Annotated in this window: 18 protein-coding genes; 15 read left to right on the top strand and 3 right to left on the bottom strand. The window is 67.7% G+C overall.

The window, feature by feature from the left end; all coding sequences use genetic code 11:
• The first annotated feature begins 3 nt into the window (after positions 1-3).
• The 7 genes from H7841_11235 (at position 4) to H7841_11205 (ending at position 7,980) form a co-directional block, all read left to right on the top strand.
• Positions 4-453, top strand: a complete 450-nt coding sequence (locus tag H7841_11235; protein ID MEO5337450.1) for a CBS domain-containing protein — start codon at positions 4-6, stop codon at positions 451-453.
• 45 nt (positions 454-498) lie between these two features.
• Positions 499-1,524 (top strand): arginine deiminase family protein, encoded by a 1,026-nt coding sequence (locus H7841_11230; protein MEO5337449.1) that lies wholly within the window; start codon positions 499-501, stop codon positions 1,522-1,524.
• A gap of 101 nt (positions 1,525-1,625) precedes the next feature.
• Entirely contained in the window at positions 1,626-2,147 is a 522-nt protein-coding gene (locus H7841_11225) for a PadR family transcriptional regulator (GenBank protein ID MEO5337448.1), read from the top strand.
• Positions 2,144-3,226, top strand: a complete 1,083-nt coding sequence (locus tag H7841_11220; GenBank protein MEO5337447.1) for an efflux RND transporter periplasmic adaptor subunit — start codon at positions 2,144-2,146, stop codon at positions 3,224-3,226. The genes H7841_11225 and H7841_11220 overlap by 4 nt, the downstream gene beginning before the upstream one ends.
• Positions 3,226-6,420, top strand: a complete 3,195-nt coding sequence (locus tag H7841_11215) for an efflux RND transporter permease subunit (GenBank protein ID MEO5337446.1) — start codon at positions 3,226-3,228, stop codon at positions 6,418-6,420. The genes H7841_11220 and H7841_11215 overlap by 1 nt, the downstream gene beginning before the upstream one ends.
• A gap of 663 nt (positions 6,421-7,083) precedes the next feature.
• Positions 7,084-7,311 carry a hypothetical protein gene (locus tag H7841_11210; protein ID MEO5337445.1) on the top strand — a complete coding sequence of 76 codons (228 nt, stop codon included), beginning with the start codon at positions 7,084-7,086 and terminating at the stop codon, positions 7,309-7,311.
• A 12-nt stretch (positions 7,312-7,323) separates the two neighbouring features.
• Complete coding sequence (locus tag H7841_11205) at positions 7,324-7,980, top strand: hypothetical protein (GenBank protein MEO5337444.1); 657 nt, start codon at positions 7,324-7,326, stop codon at positions 7,978-7,980.
• A gap of 175 nt (positions 7,981-8,155) precedes the next feature.
• Here the strand turns inward: H7841_11205 and H7841_11200 are convergent, their stop codons facing one another.
• Genes H7841_11200 through H7841_11190 form a run of 3 tightly spaced genes read right to left on the bottom strand, consistent with a single transcriptional unit; the run spans position 8,156 to position 11,577 of the window.
• Positions 8,156-9,901: a hypothetical protein gene (locus tag H7841_11200; protein MEO5337443.1), complete on the bottom strand. Its 1,746-nt coding sequence runs from the start codon at positions 9,899-9,901 to the stop codon at positions 8,156-8,158.
• A 20-nt stretch (positions 9,902-9,921) separates the two neighbouring features.
• Positions 9,922-10,929, bottom strand: coding sequence for an inorganic phosphate transporter (locus tag H7841_11195; GenBank protein ID MEO5337442.1), 1,008 nt, complete (start codon positions 10,927-10,929; stop codon positions 9,922-9,924).
• Positions 10,930-10,938: 9 nt separating this feature from the next.
• Complete coding sequence (locus tag H7841_11190) at positions 10,939-11,577, bottom strand: DUF47 family protein (protein ID MEO5337441.1); 639 nt, start codon at positions 11,575-11,577, stop codon at positions 10,939-10,941.
• Between the two features lie 203 nt (positions 11,578-11,780).
• On the opposite strand from H7841_11190, the gene recO reads away from it, so the two are divergent.
• The 8 genes from recO to fabG all read left to right on the top strand — a co-directional run bounded on the left by recO (position 11,781) and on the right by fabG (position 18,363).
• A complete protein-coding gene (recO, locus tag H7841_11185; GenBank protein MEO5337440.1) occupies positions 11,781-12,539 on the top strand; it encodes a DNA repair protein RecO in 759 nt (252 codons plus the stop codon).
• A gap of 35 nt (positions 12,540-12,574) precedes the next feature.
• Positions 12,575-12,865, top strand: coding sequence for a hypothetical protein (locus tag H7841_11180; GenBank protein MEO5337439.1), 291 nt, complete (start codon positions 12,575-12,577; stop codon positions 12,863-12,865).
• 70 nt (positions 12,866-12,935) lie between these two features.
• A complete protein-coding gene (locus H7841_11175) occupies positions 12,936-13,208 on the top strand; it encodes a hypothetical protein (GenBank protein ID MEO5337438.1) in 273 nt (90 codons plus the stop codon).
• Between the two features lie 134 nt (positions 13,209-13,342).
• The gene (locus H7841_11170) at positions 13,343-13,522 is read left to right on the top strand and encodes a hypothetical protein (GenBank protein MEO5337437.1); all 180 of its coding nucleotides are present in this window, start codon (positions 13,343-13,345) and stop codon (positions 13,520-13,522) included.
• Complete coding sequence (locus H7841_11165; GenBank protein MEO5337436.1) at positions 13,519-13,680, top strand: hypothetical protein; 162 nt, start codon at positions 13,519-13,521, stop codon at positions 13,678-13,680. Before H7841_11170 ends, H7841_11165 begins: the two co-directional genes overlap by 4 nt.
• A gap of 92 nt (positions 13,681-13,772) precedes the next feature.
• Complete coding sequence (gene parC, locus H7841_11160; GenBank protein ID MEO5337435.1) at positions 13,773-16,016, top strand: DNA topoisomerase IV subunit A; 2,244 nt, start codon at positions 13,773-13,775, stop codon at positions 16,014-16,016.
• 665 nt (positions 16,017-16,681) lie between these two features.
• Positions 16,682-17,623: an ACP S-malonyltransferase gene (gene fabD / locus H7841_11155; protein MEO5337434.1), complete on the top strand. Its 942-nt coding sequence runs from the start codon at positions 16,682-16,684 to the stop codon at positions 17,621-17,623.
• Between the two features lie 2 nt (positions 17,624-17,625).
• Entirely contained in the window at positions 17,626-18,363 is a 738-nt protein-coding gene (gene fabG / locus H7841_11150) for a 3-oxoacyl-[acyl-carrier-protein] reductase (protein ID MEO5337433.1), read from the top strand.
• The last annotated feature ends 131 nt before the right edge of the window (positions 18,364-18,494 follow it).

Raw genomic sequence — 18,494 nt, 5'->3', positions numbered from 1 at the left:
CTCATGCACTCGCGCATCGTTCCCGATATCGTCGACGGGCAAGTGATCCATAGTCTGCCCGAATCCGCTACCGCCTTCGAGGCGGCCCAGCGCATGCTCGAACACAACATCGCCGCCGTTCTGGTCACGGGGGCGGATGGCAAGCTGCTGGGCATCGTTACCGAACGGGACATGACCCGCCGGGTGGTGGCCGCCGGGCTGGACGCCAGGGCAACCCCGCTGTCGAAGGTCATGACCCGTAATCCCGACACCCTGGCGCCCGCCGACACGGCCCGCGACGCCCTGGAACTGATGCACGTCCGCGGGATCCGTCACCTCCCGGTGACGCAAGATGACGGCCACGTGGTCGGCATGGTCTCCATGCGCGACCTCCATGCCGCCGTCGAGCATACCCTGGAGGACGAACTCCACGAGACCGAGGCCTTCGTCTTCGGCGAACGCTACGGCACCTGAGCCATGGCCTGGGGGGCGAGGACGGGACGGCGGGAATTTCTGCGGTTGGCCACCCTGTCGCCGCTGGCCATGCTGGTTTCGGGCGGGGCGCTGGCTTTCGCGCCTTTGGTGACCAACGAATGGGACCGGCTGGCCCAGGTGGTGGTCGGGCGGGGTGAGGACTCCGAAGTCCCCACGTGGTCCGAGGCCTATACCGCCTACCTGTCGCCGATCGAACGAGTCTTCTTCCGGCGCAACCAGCACAAGCGCTTGTCGGATGTGGCCCCTGAATTGGAGGCCCGCTTGGTCGGGCAACTGGATGGCTTGGTGCGCCTGCTGGCCGATCTGGGGGTGGCGGTGCGTCGCAACCGCCCCCTGACCGAGGAAGAAGGCGATTTCGCCGAGGGCAATCAGAACGGCGGCGGCCTGATGTTCGTGCGCGATCCCATGGTGGTGATCGGCGACACGGTTCTCGAACTCAGTCTCAAACGGCAATTCCGTCGCAAGGAGCGTTTCGCTCTCCGCCCCGCCGTCTCCGAGGCTTTCCGCCACGGGGAGGCCCACTGGGTGGCGGTCCCGCCCGCTTCGCCTTCCCTTTCCCACAACGGGGACGAGGACAACCCTTTCCTGGAAGGTGGCGACATCCTGCAGGCCGGACCGGATATTCTGGTGGGGCTGTCCGACCTCGCGTCCAACGAGGCGGGAGCCCGGTGGCTGCAACGCTTCCTGGGGCCGGCCTTCCGGGTCCATCCGGTGCGCCTGCGGCCCGACGTGCTTCATCTCGACTTGGCCCTGACCCTGGTCCGGCCCGGTCTGGCGGTTGCTTGCCCGACCTTCCTGCCCGATGGTCCTCCCGACTTTCTGAGGGGGTGGGACATCGTTTTGGTGGGGGAGGCGGAAGGCAAGGACATGGGGGCCAACGTTCTTGCCGTCGATCCGGTAACGGTGCTGCTGGACGCGCGCCAGAACCGTCTGGCCGTGGATCTGGAGGAAAGGGGGATTCGGGCCATCCCCGTTCCCTTCGACGCCCCGGCCGCCTTTGGCGGCGGCATCCGTTGCGCTACCCAGCCCCTGCGGCGGGTTGCGGCATAAGCACTGCGCCCAACGCAGAGCTCCCTTGCCATTATATGTATCGATCCGATATATATCCGTCGGTAATATATCGGATCGACACATGGAAGCGGGGGCGGCGAATGGATGCCAGGACCCTTTGTTTGGGCGTTCTGACCTTGGGCGACGCCAGCGGCTACGAGATCAAGAAGATCGTGGAAGAAGGGCCCTTTTCCCATTTCCACGAGACCAGCTTCGGGTCCATCTACCCCGCGCTCGGGCGCCTGAGCGCCGAGGGTCTGGTGACCTTCCGCGAGGTGGCCCAGGAAGGCCGGCCCGCCAAGAAGGTCTACAGCGTCACGCCCAAGGGCCGCGACGCCCTCGCCAAGGCCCTGCGGGCCGAACCGGCCCGCGACACGGTGCGTTCGGACGCCTTGTTCATGCTGTTCTTCGGCGACCTGATGGACGGCGGGCGGCGCCGGGAGGTCTTCGCCACCTACCTGGGCAACCTGCGCCGCCAGATGGCCGATATGGCCCAGTGCGGCGCCGAATCCGATCCGCCGGCGCGCCGCTTCGTGCACGGCCTGGGGCTGGCCGCCTACGAAGCCCTGATCCGCTACATGGAAGACAACCGCCACCTGCTGGACGAGGAAACCAATCCATGAAACGTTCCTACGTAACCGCCGCCCTGATGGCCGTGGCGGCGGTAGGCTGGATCGCTTCGGGCCACCTGGGCGGCGGCAGCCCGGCCAACGGCAAGACCCATCCGGAACCGGGCCCCGAAGCGGCTGAACGGCCCTTGGCGACGGTCCGGGTACGCGACCTGACGGCCCAGGAACGGCCGGGCGAACTGCTGCTGTTCGGCCGTACCGAAGCCGAGCGTCGGGTCGAGGTCAAGGCCGAGACCGCGGGCCGCGTGGCCGAGGTGGTGGCCCGCAAGGGCGGCCCGGTGACCAAGGGCGATGTGATCGTCCGCTTGGCCATGGACGACCGCCGCGCCCGCTTGGCGGAGGCCGAGGCGCGGGTCGAACAGGCGCGCATGTCCCACGACGCGGGACGGCAACTGGCCGAAAAGTCCTTCCGGTCCCAGGTCACGGTGGCCGACGAGAAGGCCAAGCTGGAAACCGCCAAGGCGGCGGCGGAAAGCGCCCGCCTGGATATCGAGCGCACAGCCATCCGCGCCCCCTTCGACGGACAGTTGGACGAACTGCCGGTGGAAGTGGGCGATTATCTTGACGTGGGCGGCGTGGCCGGCCGCATCATCGACCTGGATCCGATCCTGGTGGCGGCGGAAGTGGCGGAACGGGACGTGGGCCGGTTGCAGCCGGGCGCCATCGCCCATGCCCGGCTGATCGACGGCCGCCCGGTGGAAGGCGTCATCCGCTACCTGTCCAAGGCGGGCACCAAGGCCACCCGCACCTTCCGCGTCGAGGTGGCGGTCCCCAACCCCGATGGCGCCATCGCCGAAGGCCTGACCGTAGAACTGCGGCTCGATACGGGCCGGGCCAAGGCGCACCGCATTCCCCGGTCCGTCCTCACCCTGGCCGACAACGGCGTCCTGGGGGTGAAGACGGTGGACGGCGAGGGCAGGGTGGTCTTCCATGCCGTTAACCTGGTGGCCGACGCCGCCGACGGCCTGTGGGTCGGCGGCCTGCCAGAGCGCGCCATGCTGATAACCGTGGGCCAGGAATTCGTCCGGCCCGGCCAGGCGGTGACGGCGGTTCCCGATCCGGAGACGCCCTGATGCACGGCTTCATTGAAGGGGCCTTCGAGCGCTCGCGCCTGGTCCTCAGCACCCTGGTCTTCCTGCTGGTGGCCGGAATCGTCACCTTCGCCACCATCCCCAAGGAGGCGGACCCGGACGTCAACATACCCATCCTCTACGTCAAGATGGTCCACGAAGGCATCTCGCCCGAGGATGCCGAACGGCTGCTGGTGCGGCCGATGGAACAGAAACTGCGGGCCATCGAGGGCATCAAGGAAATGCGGGCTTCGGCCTTCGAGGGCGGGGCCAACGTGGTCCTGGAATTCGAAGCCGGTTTCGACGTCGATTTGGCAATGAACGACGTCCGCCAAAAGGTCGATCTCGCCAAGCCGGACCTGCCCAAGGATACCGAGGAACCCACCGTCCACGAGGTCAACTTCAGCCTCTTTCCCGTCCTGCTGGTCTCGCTCGCGGGCGACATCCCGGAACGGGCCCTGATCCGCCTGGCCCGCGATCTCAAGGAAAGCGTCGAAAGCCTGTCCCAGGTGCTGGAGGTGCGCATCGCGGGCGACCGCGAGGAAGCGGTGGAAATCCTGATCGATCCCATCAAGGTCGAAAGCTACGGGCTGACGCCGGACGAGGCCCTGCGCAGCGTCGGCGCCAGCAACAAGCTGGTGGCCGCCGGTTCCCAGGATACCGGGCACGGCCGCTTCGCGGTCAAGGTGCCGGGCCTTTACGAGGGCATCCAGGATATCGTCCAACAGCCCGTGAAGGTGGACGGCGACGCCGTCGTCCACCTGGGGGACATCGGCGAGGCGAGGCGCACCTACAAGGACCCGGAAAGCTTCGCCCGGGTCAACGGCCGCCCGGCGCTGGTCCTGGAGGTGGTCAAGCGCACCGGCCAGAACATCATCGAGACCATCGCCGCCGTGCAGGAAGCCGTCGAGACCGAGCGCAGGAACTGGCCCGAGCCGGTGCGCCAAGCCGTCCGGGTGTCCTTCCTGCAAGACAAGTCCGACGACATCCGCACCATGCTGAACGACTTGAACAACAGCGTGATTACCGCCTCGCTGCTGGTGGTGATCGTCGTGGTGGGGGCCTTGGGCGGGCGGTCCTCGGCGCTGGTGGCGATCGCCATTCCCGGTTCCTTCCTGGCCGCCATCCTGCTGGTCGGCATGATGGGCATGACCATCAACATCGTGGTGCTGTTCAGCCTGATAATGGCGGTCGGCATGCTGGTCGACGGGGCGGTGGTGGTCACCGAATACGCCGACCGCAAAATGCTGGAAGGCATGAGCAGGACGGAAGCCTACGCCCTGTCGACCCGCCACATGTTCGCCCCCGTGGTTTCGTCCACCCTGACAACCATCGCCGCCTTCCTGCCGCTGATGTTCTGGCCGGGCGTGGTGGGCCAGTTCATGCGCTACCTGCCCATGACCTTGATGGCGACGCTGGGGGCTTCCATCGCCATGGCCCTACTGTTCGTTCCCGTCCTGGGCGCCCTGTTCGGCCGGCCGGGCAGCGGCGAGCAGGAAGACATGCGCCTGCTGGCCGACGCCGCTCCGGTCGACGACCTGCGCCGTCTGCACGGACCCCTCGGGCTTTACGTGAAGGTCCTGGACAAGGCGCTCGACCATCCGGGCAAGGTGGTGATCGCCTCGGTGGCGCTGCTGTTCGGGGTCCAGTTCCTTTATGGCGCCATCGGCAAGGGCGTCGAGTTCTTCCCCGACGTGGAACCCAAGTTCGCCAAGCTGCAGGTCAAGGCGCGCGGCAACCTGTCGATCTTCGAGAAGGACGCCCTGATGCGCGAGGTCGAAGCCCGCGTCCTCGGCATGCCCGAACTGGCTTCCGTCTATAGCCGCACCGGCCGCGAGCAGATGAGCGAGGATGCCGAGGACGTGATCGGTTCCCTGACCTTCGAATTCGTCGATTGGAAGAAGCGCCGCAAGGCCCCCGAAATCCTGGCCGAGGCGAAGGCGCGGACCGCCGATCTGGCGGGCATCCAGGTAGAAATCCGCAAGGAGGAGGCCGGCCCCCCGGTCGGCAAGCCGATCCAGGTCGAACTTTCGGCACGCGAGCCGGCCTTGCTGCCGCCCGCCGCCGCCAAGGTGAGGGCCTTCCTGGAGGCCATGCCGGGCCTGCGCAACGTGGAAGACAGCCGGCCGCTACCCGGCATCGACTGGCAGATCGCGGTCGACCGGCCGCAGGCCGCCAAGTTCGGCGCCAGCGTCGGCGCCGTCGGCCAGTCGGTGCAGATGCTGACCAACGGCTTCAAGCTGGGCGCCTACCGGCCCGACGACAGCACCGACGAGATCGACATCATCGTCCGCTATCCGCCCGAATACCGGACCATCGAGCGGCTCGACCATGTGCGCGTCGCCGGCCAGGACGGCGCGGTTCCCATTTCCAGCTTCGTCACCCGCGAGGCGCGCCAGAAGGTCGGCACGGTGAACCGCACCGATGGCCGGCGCGTCATGGCGGTCAAGGCCGACGTGGAAGAAGGCGTGCTGCCCGCCGACAAGGTGCCCGTGATCGCCGCCTGGATCGCCCGCGAGGCCGGCCTGGACCCCGGCATCAAGGTCCGTTTCAAAGGCGAGGACGAGGAACAGAAGAAGGCGGAAGCCTTCCTGCTCAAGGCCTTCGGTGTCGCTCTGGCGCTGATCGGCGTCATCCTGATCGCCCAGTTCAACAGCTTCTTTTCCGCCCTGCTGATCCTGTCGGCGGTGGTGATGTCCACCCTGGGGGTCTTCGTCGGCCTGATGGTCATGGACCAGCCCTTCGGCATCGTCATGACCGGCATCGGCGTCATCGCCTTGGCCGGCGTGATCGTCAACAACAACATCGTGCTGATCGACACCTTCGACCGCCTGCGCCGCGAGACCGGCCTGAACCTGAGGGACGCCGTCGTCAAGACCGGCGCCCAGCGGGTGCGCCCGGTGTTCCTGACCGCTTTTACCGCCGTGCTGGGCCTGTTGCCCATGATGCTCCAGTTGAACGTCGACTTCGTGGCGCGCGAAGCCACCGTCGGAGCGCCGGCCATGCAATGGTGGACCCAACTGGCGACCGCCATGGTCTTCGGGCTGGGATTCGCCACCGTGCTCACCCTCATCGTCACCCCTTGCGCGCTCATGTTCCGGGGCGGTGGGTTGCGGCGGCGGATCGCGGATCGGCTCTGGCTGGCCTGGGCGCGGCGGCGCGCAGGGCTTCAGTCCACCACCTCGAACAGGAGGTAGCGCCCACCCGCCAAGGGAACCCGCCGCAGCCAGGGCGGCGGCGGCTCCTCGGCCAAGCGCTGGGCCAGGGTCCGGGCCGTGCCCCCGGCGGCCGGGTTGCGGTCGAGGGGACAGAAGGCGACGAGTTCCGCGCCATGCCTGTGCACCAGGGCGCGAAGGGCCGTATCGTCCGGCGCCGCCAGGGCCCGCCAGATCCCGGCGACCCGCGGGCCGCCCCGATGGAGCCAGGTGGTGACCACCGAATGGGGCGTTTCGAAGAGAATGCGCGCCGCCAGGCCGTCGGCCAGGACCAGCCGCGGCCGGTCGGCCATCCCGAGGGCCGCCATGACCGGGGCGTGGAGGCACTGGGGGGGGACCGGTTCGGCTTCGAACAGCGCCGGTCCCAGATAGGGCAGGACGGCGAACGAAGGCAAGGCCGCCAGTCCCAGAAGGCGGTGGCGGCCAAGCAGGCGCTCGGCCAGCATGACCAAGGGCGGCAAGGCCAAAATCGCCGGGTAGCCGGCCCAGCGCATCATGCCGGCGGTCATGGCGATGAACGGAACGAGGCCCAGGAACACCCAGAGTTCCGCCTTCCGCCCGGCGGGCCGCAATCGCCATTCCACGGCCAGGGCGGCCAAGGCCAGGACCGGAAGCCCGAGAACAGCGAAAAAGGCGGCCCCGTTCTTGACCGGCTGGTTCTCCGGATTGCTCAACACCATGATGGCCCGTTCCAGCCACGGCTCCATCCCGGCCAGCGGCCCGTGGCGGAAACCGGGAAAGACCGTCAAGACGACGGCCATACCCAGTCCCGCCACCAGGACGGCGCGCACCAGCCGGCCTTCCCACCGGGGCGGGGGCGTCCGCTTCAAGGCGACCCATCCGGCCGCCACCACCCAGGACAGGGCCGCGTAAGGCAGGGACAAGGTGTCGTATTCCACGGCGAGAAGGGCGGCCAAGGGCCGTTCGGCCGGCAAGGCGAGGCTGGCGGCGGTCGCCGCGCCCATCCAGAACAGTCCCATGCCGCGAGCGATCCGGCCATCCCCCGAGTGGGTCCAGGCCAAGCCCGCCGCCAGGGTGAGCACGGCCAGCGGGGCCAGGGTCTCGATTCCGATCCACAGTCCGATTCCGCCCGCGACGCCGCCCCAGACGGCCGTGCAGGGCTTGGCCGTTCCGGCGGCGATCCGCAGGACGCTACCCATGACCAGCGCGAAGATCGCGGCCATCGGGCCGTGGTGGTCGGCGGTGTTGGGCGCGAAGACGGACAACAGGAGCGCCGGCGGAGCCGCCAGCAGCATGGCCGCCAGCGGCCGCATGCGGGCCGAAAGGACGGGGCGGACCGCCCAGGAAAAGGCGGCGACCGTCCCCCAGACGGCAAGCAGAGCCGCCAAGGGCGCCGCAGCCAGAAGCGCCTGGCGGAGCGGCAGGAAAGGAAGGAAGGGCGACGCCGCCAGCAGGATCAGCAGGTCCACGGGGCGGGTCCAGTGGGAGGATTCGCCGATGGGCGGATTCACCCGGTGCATGACGCCGTCGTACCAGTCGCGGTCCTGGATCAACTGGACCACCCGATTCAGGCGGACGTAGCCGTCCAGATCGAGCACCCAGGAAAAGGGCGAGACGCCCGGCACCGTCCAGGCGGCAAGAGCCGCGGCCAACGCCACCAGAGCGGTCGGGACCAGGACTTCGGCGCGCAGGGCCAAGGGACGTTCCATGGCCGGAACATACGCAAGAAGCGGGTGGAGCGTAAAGCCTCCCGGCACTAGGGCTTTCGAACCTCGAACAGCCGGTAGCCGCGGGGGCCGGCTCCGGGAATCTCGATGCGCCACAGCCAGGCCGGGGTTTCGTCGGCAAGCCGGGCGGCGAGGGCGGGCGGTGCCGGAGGGGCTAGCGGGTTGTCCTGTCCGGGGCAGATCAGCAGCAACTCGGCGCCCCGATCCCGCGCCAGAATTCGCAAAGGGCCGTCGTCCGGCGCCGCCAGGGCCCGCCAGATCGCCATCACCCGCGGGGCGTCCCGGTGGAAGCCGATGGTCACCACCCGGTGCGGGCTGTCGAACAGGAGTCGCGGCCCTTCGCCGTCGGCCAGGATGGTCCGCTGCCGCTCGCCGAAGGCGCCGTTCAGGATCGGCAGGACCGGGCCGACGTCGCATCCGAAGGGTCTGGCGGGAGGCGTCCCCCATCGCAGGCCGTCGAGGACGGCACCCGCCAGGACCGGTCCCATCGCGGCCGCCAGAAGGACGAGGCCGCGGACGGACGGACGGTCTGTCAGCCGCGCCCCCAGGGCCACCAGGACGACGGCGGCGGCCAGCACCTCCGCGTAAATGGCCCAGCGGACCATGGCCGCGCCCATGATGGCGAAGGGAAGCAGGGCCAGAAGGACCCAGAACTCGCCCCACGGCCCGGTCGGTTGCCGAACGGCCCGCCAAGCCAGGATAGCCAGTCCGGCCGTCGGCAGGCCCAGCGCGTAGGCGGCCGGGCCCGCATCGAAGCCGCTTCGGGAGACGAGGGGCAGGTTCTCCGGGGTCGCCGCGTTGTAGATCGCGGCAAACCACTTGTCCGTCATCGCCAGCGGTCCCAGCAGGACGCCGGGAAACGCTAGGTGGAGGACCAAGCCCGCCGCGCCCCCCAGGGACAAGGCCAGCGCGATGCGGCCCCGGGTCCCGAGCGCCGGTGCCCGGGCCAGGGCGAACCAGCCGAGGGTACCCGCCACCGCCAGCCCGAGATGGGGCAGGGACAGGCGGTCGAATTCCACCGCTCCCAGGTCGGCCGGCGGGCGTTCCAAGGGCAGGGAGACGGCCACCGCCAGGGTCAGTCCGGACCAGAGCAGGACCATGTCGCGGGCAAGCTCGCGCCGTCCTTCCCGCAGCCAGGCCAGGCCGGCGAGCCCGGTGAAGACGGCCAGGGGGGCGAGAGTCTCCGGGCTGACCCATAGGGACAGGCCGCCGGCCAGGCCGCCCAGGAAAGCCGTCCGGTCCATGGCCTTTCCGGCGGCGATGCGCAAGGCCGCGCCCAGCAGAAAGGCGAACAGCAGGATCAGGAGGCCGTGGTGGTCCGGCTGGTTGGGCATGAAGGCGCGCCCGAAGATGGCCGGCTGGACGGCGAACAGCAACCCCGCGTAACCCAGGCTTTTCGATGGGACGAAGGGGCGCAAGGCCCAGACGAAGGCCGCCACGCCGATCCAGCCCTGGACCAGGATGGCAACCGGCGACGACCACAGCAAGGCTTCCCTGGCGGAAACGAAAGGCAGCAAGGGCAGGGCGAAAAGGGCCAGCAGGGCGTCAAGGGGGCGCGTCCAGTGCAGAACCTCGCCGTCCGGCGGGTTGCTGCGGTGGAAGACGGCATCGTACCACCCGCCGCCTTCCAGCAACTGGACCACCCGGTTGAGCCGCTGGTAGCCGTCCGTATCCAGCACCCAGGAATCCGTCGGCCATGCCAGGGCCAGGGCCATCGCGGCGAGTGCGGCGGTGGGGACCAGGACCTCGGGGCGCAAGGGCAGGGGGCGTTCCATGCCCATTTATAGCGCAGGGATCAGCGGATCAGGTCGATAACCTTCAGGCTGGCGAAGGAAATGGCGCCCGCCGCCGGTATGGTGAAGACCCAGGCCCAGACGATCCGCCCCGCCAGGCCCCAGCGCACCGCCGAGGACCGCCGGGCCATGCCGACGCCGACGATGGCGCCGGTGATGGTGTGGGTGGTGGAAACCGGAATGCCCAGCCAGGTGGCACCGAACAGGGTCATGGCGCCGGCCGTTTCGGCACAGAAACCCTGATAGGGTTTCAGGTCGGTGATCTTGGAGCCCATGGTCCTGACGATGCGCCAGCCGCCCATCAGCGTCCCCAGTCCCATCGCGGCCTGGGCCGAAAGAACCACCCAGAGCGGCACGTGGAACTCGCCGCCCAGATAGCCCTGGGAGAACAGCAGCACGGCGATGATTCCCATGGTCTTCTGGGCGTCGTTGCCCCCATGGCCCAGGGAATAGAGCGAGGCCGAGACGAACTGGAGTTGGCGGAAACGCCTGTCCACCAGGAAGGGCAGGGAGTTGCGCAGCAGCCAGGAGAACGATACGAACAGCAGCAGGGCCAGCACCATGCCGGTCATCGGCGAGGCGAAGATGGCGACGGTGGTCTTGACGAGACCCTTGGCGACGATGGCATCCAGTCCCGCCTTGGCCAGCCCCGCGCCCACCAGTCCGCCGATCAAGGCATGGGAACTGGAGGAAGGGAAACCGATCCACCAGGTGATGAGGTTCCAGGCGATGGCCCCGATCAAGGCGGCCAGGATCAGATAGGGATCGACCACCGTGGGCGAGACGATGCCCGTGCCCACCATCTTGGCCACGTGCAGGCCGAAGAACAGGAAGGCGATGAAATTGAAGAAGGCCGCCCAGACGACGGCCCACTTGGGCGGCAGGACCCGTGTCGAGACGATGGTGGCGATGGAATTCGCCGCATCGTGCATTCCGTTGATCATGTCGAAGGCGAGCGCCACGGCGATGATGAGCACCAAGGCGGGAAGGCTGAGCTGGACGGCGTCCATGGGATGGCCCTACACGTGGTCCAGGACGATGCCTTCGATCACGTCCGCCACGTCGTCGCAGCGGTCGGTGACGGCCTCCAGGAGTTCGTAGACCTCCTTGCGGCCCAGGAAGTCGATGGTTTCCGGGCGCTCCTCGATCAACTCCGACAGGGAACGGCGCAGCAGATGGTCGGCTTCGCTCTCGATCCGGCTGACCTGCTCGCACAGTCCGTTGATGCGGGCCGCGTTGCCCGTGATGTCGTGCAGCAACGGCATGGCCTCGGCGACCAGCTTGGCCGCCCTTTCGATCATCGCCGCCAACTCGCGCATGCGCGGAGTGAATTCGGCGACCTTGTAGAGTTCGGCATGCTGCGCCACGTCCTCGATCAGGTCGACGGTGTCGTCCTGGGCGGTAATCAGGGCATGTACGTCGGAGCGGTCGAAAGGCGTGATGAAGGCCCGGTGCAGGGCGGTCAGCATCTCGCGGGTGATGACGTCGGCCTCGCCCTCGATGGCATAGACCCTCTGCAAGCGCTCCTGGCGCTCGGCTGCCGGGGCGGCCATCAGGGCGGAAAGGGCGCCGGCCGCCGCCACCAGCCGGTCGGCATGGGCGGCGAAATGATCGACGAACCGCTCTTCCCTCGGCATGAGGGCGCGGATGAATTTCATGAACATGGAAACCCCGTCGCAGGATGATGTCACGAATCTGTAACGCCGATGTCATAGCACATGGGCGAGGCGCCGTCTTCCCCTCATCCGATTCGCCGGATCGTCATCAAGCAAAATGTGAGCGACGCGACGTAGGCCTCTGTGATAATTCGATTAATATTATCGTTCGGGCGACCGAAGTCGGATCGGCATAGAGTTCCGGCATGGAATGGAGCGACGACGGCATCGTCCTGGGGGCGCGGCGGCACGGCGAGTCCGGGGCCGTGGTCCATCTGCTGACTCGCGAGCATGGCCGCCATGCCGGCCTGGTGCGCGGCGGGGCGAGACCGAAGCTGCGGGCGGTGCTGCAACCGGGCACCCTGGTGCAGGCGCGCTGGCGCGGCCGGCTGGCCGAACACCTGGGCAGCTATGACCTGGAGCCGGTCAAGGCTTACGCCGCCGATCTGCTGGACAAGCCCATGCAACTGGCCGGTTTGACCGCCGCTTGCGCGGTGGCCGAAACCGCCCTGCCGGAGCGCGAGTCCCATCCCGCCGTCTTCGAGGGCTTGCGCGTGCTGCTGGAGGCCATGGGGGTGCCCTGGTGGCCCTCCATCTACGTGCGCTGGGAGGTGGGAGTGCTGAAGGAACTGGGCTTCGGCCTGGACCTTTCCCGTTGCGCCGCCACCGGGGCCAACGACCGGCTGGCCTACGTCTCGCCCAAGTCGGGCCGGGCGGTGTCCTTGTCGGCGGGCGAGCCGTACCGGCAATTGATGCTGCCCCTGCCGGGCTTTCTGCTAGGCGGCGGCGGCGCCGGGGACGCGGCCCAGGTGGCCGACGGCCTGCGGCTGACCGGGTTTTTCCTGGAACGCCACGTCTACCACGGCGAACTGCCGCCGGCCCGCGACCGCCTGGCAGACCGCCTGCGCAACCTGGCCCACGCCGCCCCTCCCGCCCCTGACTTGGCCTGGCATACGGTGGGGTAGGGGGGGCTTGGTGCCGCTTTCGGCGCCCAGCGGAGATGGAGCAGTATGTCTACGCCGGAACGTTCGCCCTTCTGTTGACCGGATGGGCGCTTGTCTCCAGCGACCGCGCCTTGCCGCCGATAGATCGCCCCCCCTATGTTCACAGGCCGGGCATGCGGTATCTGACCATGGCGTTGTGGCCCGTCTTCAAGCCGCTGGGGATCATCACTTTCGTCGTTCCGTTCAGCCTGTGCCTCGGTCTCCATTCACTGGTGGCCGAGTGGATCGAGGCGAGATTCTGGCGCGGAATTGTCACGGGAGCTATCTTCTTTCCCGTGCGGATATGAAGCGTGAAATTGCCAAAGTTGGCTAGCCGCCGCCGTTGACCCGCCGCGCGGCCGGGAGCATAGTGAAGCCATGACGACGATCACCTTCGACACCCTGAAGTTCGTGGAGCGGCTTCGGGCTGCCGGGGTTCCGGACGGCCAGGCCAAGGCGGAAGCCGAGGCTCTGGCGGAGGCGCTGTCCTCCGGTGCCCAGGAACTCGCGACCAAAGGCGACATCCGTGAAATGCGGCAGGAGATGGTCACCCTGAAGGCCGAGGTCATGGGCGAATTGAAACTCAACCGCTGGATGACCGGCCTGTTGCTGGCCGGCGTGATGTCGCTGATTCTCAAGGCCTTCTTCTAGTCCGAACTTTCCCGGTATTTCCATAGCATATTCAGGAGTGTAAGCTACTCATCCGGACTATGCGGGTCGCATGGGAATCGTGATGACGGCAGTCCGCTTGGCCAACCAGGGCCGGGAGGATATGGAGGAACCGGATGCAAAGGCCCTCGTCGATAGGGGTGCCGCACCTTTGCTGCCTGCCCGAGCACATGGCGGTGCAGTTGAAGCTGGACCGCATCGGCCAGCGTGAAATCCAGACAGCCGAAGGCCGCTCCCACGTTGTGGACTATGTCGGCCCGGTGCGGGTCGAACTGTGCTGGGGCGGTCCTGCGTGACCGGCGCCCTTGTGGTCGGCAACCAGGTACTGCTGGGCGCCACTCCCATGGAGGACATGGACTTGGTGGTCGAACCCGCCCGCCGGCGGGTGGCCGTCAATCCCGCCAGCCCCAACGTCCCCCTTTCCCTCGCCAAGAGCTTGGCGCGTTCCTCATAATCCCATTCGCCACAGCTTTCCACCCAACCGATTGACGTGCCGCCGTTAGCGGCTACTATATCTCGCCAATTCCACAGGGGAGCGAGCCGTCCATGATCCGCAGCGCATCCGCCGCCAACGGCAACGGAGGCGACGTCCGTGACGTCCGCTTGGCCGACGCCCTGGGCGAGCGCTATCTGGCCTATGCGCTGTCGACCATCGTGTCGCGCTCCCTGCCCGACGTCCGCGACGGCCTGAAGCCGGTTCACCGCCGCCTGCTGTTCGCCATGCGCCAGTTGAAGCTGGACCCCGACAAGGGCTTCAAGAAGTGCGCCCGCGTGGTGGGCGACGTGATCGGCAAGTATCACCCCCACGGCGATGCTTCGGTTTACGAGGCCTTGGTGCGCCTGGCCCAGGAATTCGCGGTGCGCTACCCGCTGGTCGACGGCCAGGGCAATTTCGGCAACATCGACGGCGATAACGCGGCGGCCATGCGCTACACCGAGGCCCGCCTGACCGAGGTGGCGGCCGCGCTGATGGACGGCCTGGACGAGGACGCCGCCGACTTCCGTCCCACCTACGACGGCGAGGAGGAAGAGCCGGTGGTCATGCCGTCCGGCCTGCCCAACCTGCTGGCCAACGGCTCGGCCGGCATCGCGGTGGGCATGGCGACCAGCATCCCGCCCCACAATCTGGCGGAACTCTGCGACGCGCTCATCCACTTGATCCAGCATCCCGATTGCGCGGTGGAGACGCTGGTGGAACTGGTGCCCGGCCCCGACTTCCCCACGGGCGGCGTGCTGGCGGAAGGCCGCGACGCGGTGCTGGAGGCCTACCGGACGGGGCGCGGCGGCTTCAGGGTGCGCGCCAAGTGGGAAGTCGAGCAGATGCGCCACGGCCTGTTCCAGGTGGTGGTCACCGAAATCCCCTACCAGGTCCAGAAGTCGCGCCTGATCGAGAAGGTGGCGGAACTGCTGACCGCCAAGAAGCTGCCGCTGCTGGCCGATATCCGCGATGAATCGGCGGCCGAGGTGCGCGTCGTGCTGGAGCCCCGCAACCGCACCGTCGATCCCGCAATGATGATGGAACAGTTGTTCCGCCAGACCGATCTGGAATCCCGCTTCCCGCTCAACATGAACGTCCTGGACGGCGGCATCGCGCCCCGGGTGATGAACCTGAAGGAAGTCCTGCAGGCCTACCTGGATCATCGCCACGAGGTGCTGCTGCGCATCAGCCGCCATCGTCGCGACAAGATCGAACGCCGCCTGGAAATCCTGGGCGGACTGCTGGTCGCCTACCTGAACCTGGACGAGGTGATCCGCATCATCCGCGAGGAAGACGAACCCAAGTCCTTCCTGATGAAGGCCTTCAAGCTGACCGAGGTGCAGGCGGAAGCCATCCTGAACATGCGCCTGCGCCAGTTGCGCCGTCTGGAGGAGATGGAAATCCGCCGCGAGAACGAATCCCTGGAGGCCGAACGGGCGACCATCGACATCCTTCTGGGCGACGAGTCCCGGCGCTGGAAAGCCATCCGCGACCAGGTGGCGGCCCTGAAGAAGCGCTTCGGGCCCCATACGCCGCTCGGCAAGCGCCGGACCGCCATCGGCGAGGCGCCGTCGGCCGCCGTCGTGCCCATCGAGGCCTTCATCGAGAAGGAGCCGATCACCGTGCTCTGTTCGGAAAAGGGCTGGATCCGCGCGCTGAAGGGCCATGCCCCGGTGGGCGACGAGGTCAAGTACAAGGAAGGCGACGCCGGGCGCTTCGTGCTGCAGGCCCAGACCACCGACAAGCTGGTCGTCTTCGCCAGCAACGGTCGCTTCTACACTCTGTCCTGCGACAAGCTGCCGGGGGGGCGAGGCCATGGCGAGCCCTTGCGCCTGATGATCGACCTGCCCCAGGATCACGACGTGCTCGACATGCAGGTGCACGACCCGGCAAGGCGGCTGGTCGTCGCCTCCAGCATCGGGCGCGGCTTCCAGATCGAGGAAAAGGACGTCATCGCCCAGACCCGCAACGGCCGCCAAGTACTGAACGTCGAAGAGGGCGAGACGGCGGCGCTCTGCGTCGCGGTGCCGGAAGGCGCCGACAGCCTGGCGGTGCTGGGCGAGAACCGCAAGCTGCTGGTCTTTCCGCTGGAGGAACTGCCGACCATGGCGCGCGGGCGCGGCGTGTTGCTGCAGAAGTACAAGGACGGCGGCATCGCCGACGCCAAGGCGTTCAGGATGGCCGACGGCCTGACCTGGGCCTTGGGCGATCGCAAGCGGACCGAGACCGACCTGCGCCGCTGGCTGGGCCACCGCGCCCAGTCCGGCCAACTGCCCCCCACGGGATTCCCGCGCAACAACCGGTTCGGCTGAGCCGTAAAACGCCAATGGCGCAGCCGGTATCTTCGGCCGCGCCACCCGTTCTGCGTATCCGCTGCCGCCAAGCGGCGCGGGGTTGGGAAAGGTATGTCTTTATGCCTCTTTCTTTTTGGTCGCGGGTTGTTGCCGCTTGCCACGCTTTCTCATGCCCGTGGTCCTCTTGAAGACCGAAGGAAAGCGTTTGGCGAGGTATTCGTCGGCAAGACGCAGGGCCTCGCGCCGTCGATCATCCATGGCCTAACCTCCGAACAGGACGCCACGAAAGCGTCGCTAACTGCATAAAGGGGTTGACAGGTTATCACTGTCCAGGGGAGGGAATCAAGTTCCCGAAAAGGTAGCGTGCTGCAAAGTGCTGGTTGATCGATGGGTCTAAATACTGGTCTCGTTTAATCCATGAGCTTGATCGTTGGGCTGAAGTTCTTTTCGTTCTCGAGGCGGGTCCGGCGGTTCTCGATGGCCTACCTCATGGCGCGCACCATATAGGAGTCGTAAAATGCGGTGACATCCGGTTCTGACGACGGACGCTGGCGGCTGGTTTCGGGGGCGGCCACCATTTCCTTGAAGCGCTTTGCCGCATCTTGCAGGACATCCCTGGTGATCGCCTTGAACCGGGCGCGGGCAGCGGCTATGACTGGCCATCGTTCCTGCGAGGAGGTGTCATGACGACCGCATTCGTGTTTCCGGGCCAAGGGTCCCAGGCCGTGGGCATGGGCCGCGAATTGGCCGCCGCCTTTCCCACCGCCCGCCGCGTCTTCGAGGAAGTGGACGAGGCGCTGAAGCAGAAGCTTTCGGTTCTGATGTTCGAGGGGCCGGAAGACCGGTTGACGCTCACCGAGAACGCCCAGCCGGCCCTGATGGCGGTCAGTCTCGCGGTGCTGGCGGTGCTGAAGCAGGATGGCAGGCTTGACTTGGCGAAGGCGGCGCAGTTCGTCGCCGGCCACAGCCTGGGCGAATATTCGGCCCTGGCGGCGGCGGGGACCTTCTCGGTGGCCGACACCGCCCGCCTGCTGAAGACCCGCGGCCAGGCCATGCAGCTTGCCGTGCCGGTGGGGCAGGGGGCCATGGCGGCCCTGTTGGGCCTGGATTTCGAACAGGCCCGCGAGGTGGCCGCCGAAGCCGCCCAGGGCGACGTCTGCACGGCCGCCAACGACAATGCACCCGGCCAGGTGGTGGTTTCCGGGCACAAGGCGGCCATCGAGCGTGCCTTGGCCATCGCCGCCGCCAAGGGCGCCAAGCGCAGCGTCCTGCTGCCGGTGAGCGCGCCCTTCCATTGCGCCCTGATGCAGCCGGCCGCCGAGGCCATGGCCGAAGCCCTGGGCAAGGTCGACATGCGCGATCCGCTGGTGCCGCTGGTGGCCAACGTCACCGCCGCCCCCACCACCGACGCCGCCGTCATCCGCCGCCAGTTGGTGGAACAGGTGACCGGTACCGTGCGCTGGCGCGAAAGCGTGCTCGCCATGAAGGCGGCGGGTGTCGACCGGCTGGTGGAAGTGGGCTCGGGCAAGGTGCTGTCGGGGCTGGCCAAGCGCATCGACCGCGAGGTGACCGGCGTCTCGGTCGGCACCCCGGCCGACATCGAGGAATTCATGAAGGGGGTGTGACCATGTTCGATCTGTCCGGCAAGGGCGCGCTGGTGACTGGCGCGTCGGGGGGAATCGGGGGCGCCATCGCCCGCGCGCTGCATGCCAGGGGCGCCCAGGTGGCCCTGTCGGGGACCCGCGTCGAGGCCCTGGAGGCCTTGCGCAAGGAATTGGGCGAACGGGCCCACGTGGTGCCTTGCGACCTGTCCGACGCGGCGGGGGCGGAAAAGTTGGTCAAGGATGCCGAAGCCGCCATGGGATCGGTGGACATCCTGGTCAACAACGCCGGCCTGACCCGCGACACCTTGACCATGCGGATGAAGGACGACGACTGGCAGAAGGTGCTGGACGTCAACCTGACCGCGGCCTTCCGCCTGTCGCGCGCCTGCCTGAAGGGCATGATGAAGAAGCGCTGGGGGCGGATGGTCAACATCACGTCCATCGTCGGGGTGACCGGAAATCCGGGCCAGGCCAACTACGCGGCGTCCAAGGCGGGCATGATCGGCATGAGCAAGTCCCTGGCCCAGGAAGTGGCGTCGCGCAACATCACGGTGAACTGCATCGCGCCCGGTTTCATCGTCACCGCCATGACCGACGCCCTGAACGAGGAACAGAAGGCCGCCCTGATGCCCCGCATTCCCGCCGGGCGCCTGGGCACGGTGGAAGACATCGCGGCGGGCGTCGTCTATCTGGCCAGCGAGGAAGCGGCCTACGTCACCGGCCAGACCCTGCATATCAACGGCGGCATGGCGATGATCTGACATTGGCGCGCCTCCCCCGCCCGGCCGGCACCGCGTGGCCTTCGGCGAGCAGGCGGGCGGCGAGGTCGGTGCCGTCGCCAAGGACCACCTCGGCCACCACCCGGCCGTGATACTTGTCGGGCCGGACCGCC

This window comes from Magnetospirillum sp. WYHS-4, from assembly GCA_039908345.1.
In the GTDB taxonomy this organism is placed as follows: Bacteria; Pseudomonadota; Alphaproteobacteria; order Rhodospirillales; family GLO-3; genus JAMOBD01.
The sequence above is the reverse complement of the archived record's forward strand: the minus strand, read 5'-3'. Positions and strand labels throughout refer to the sequence as shown.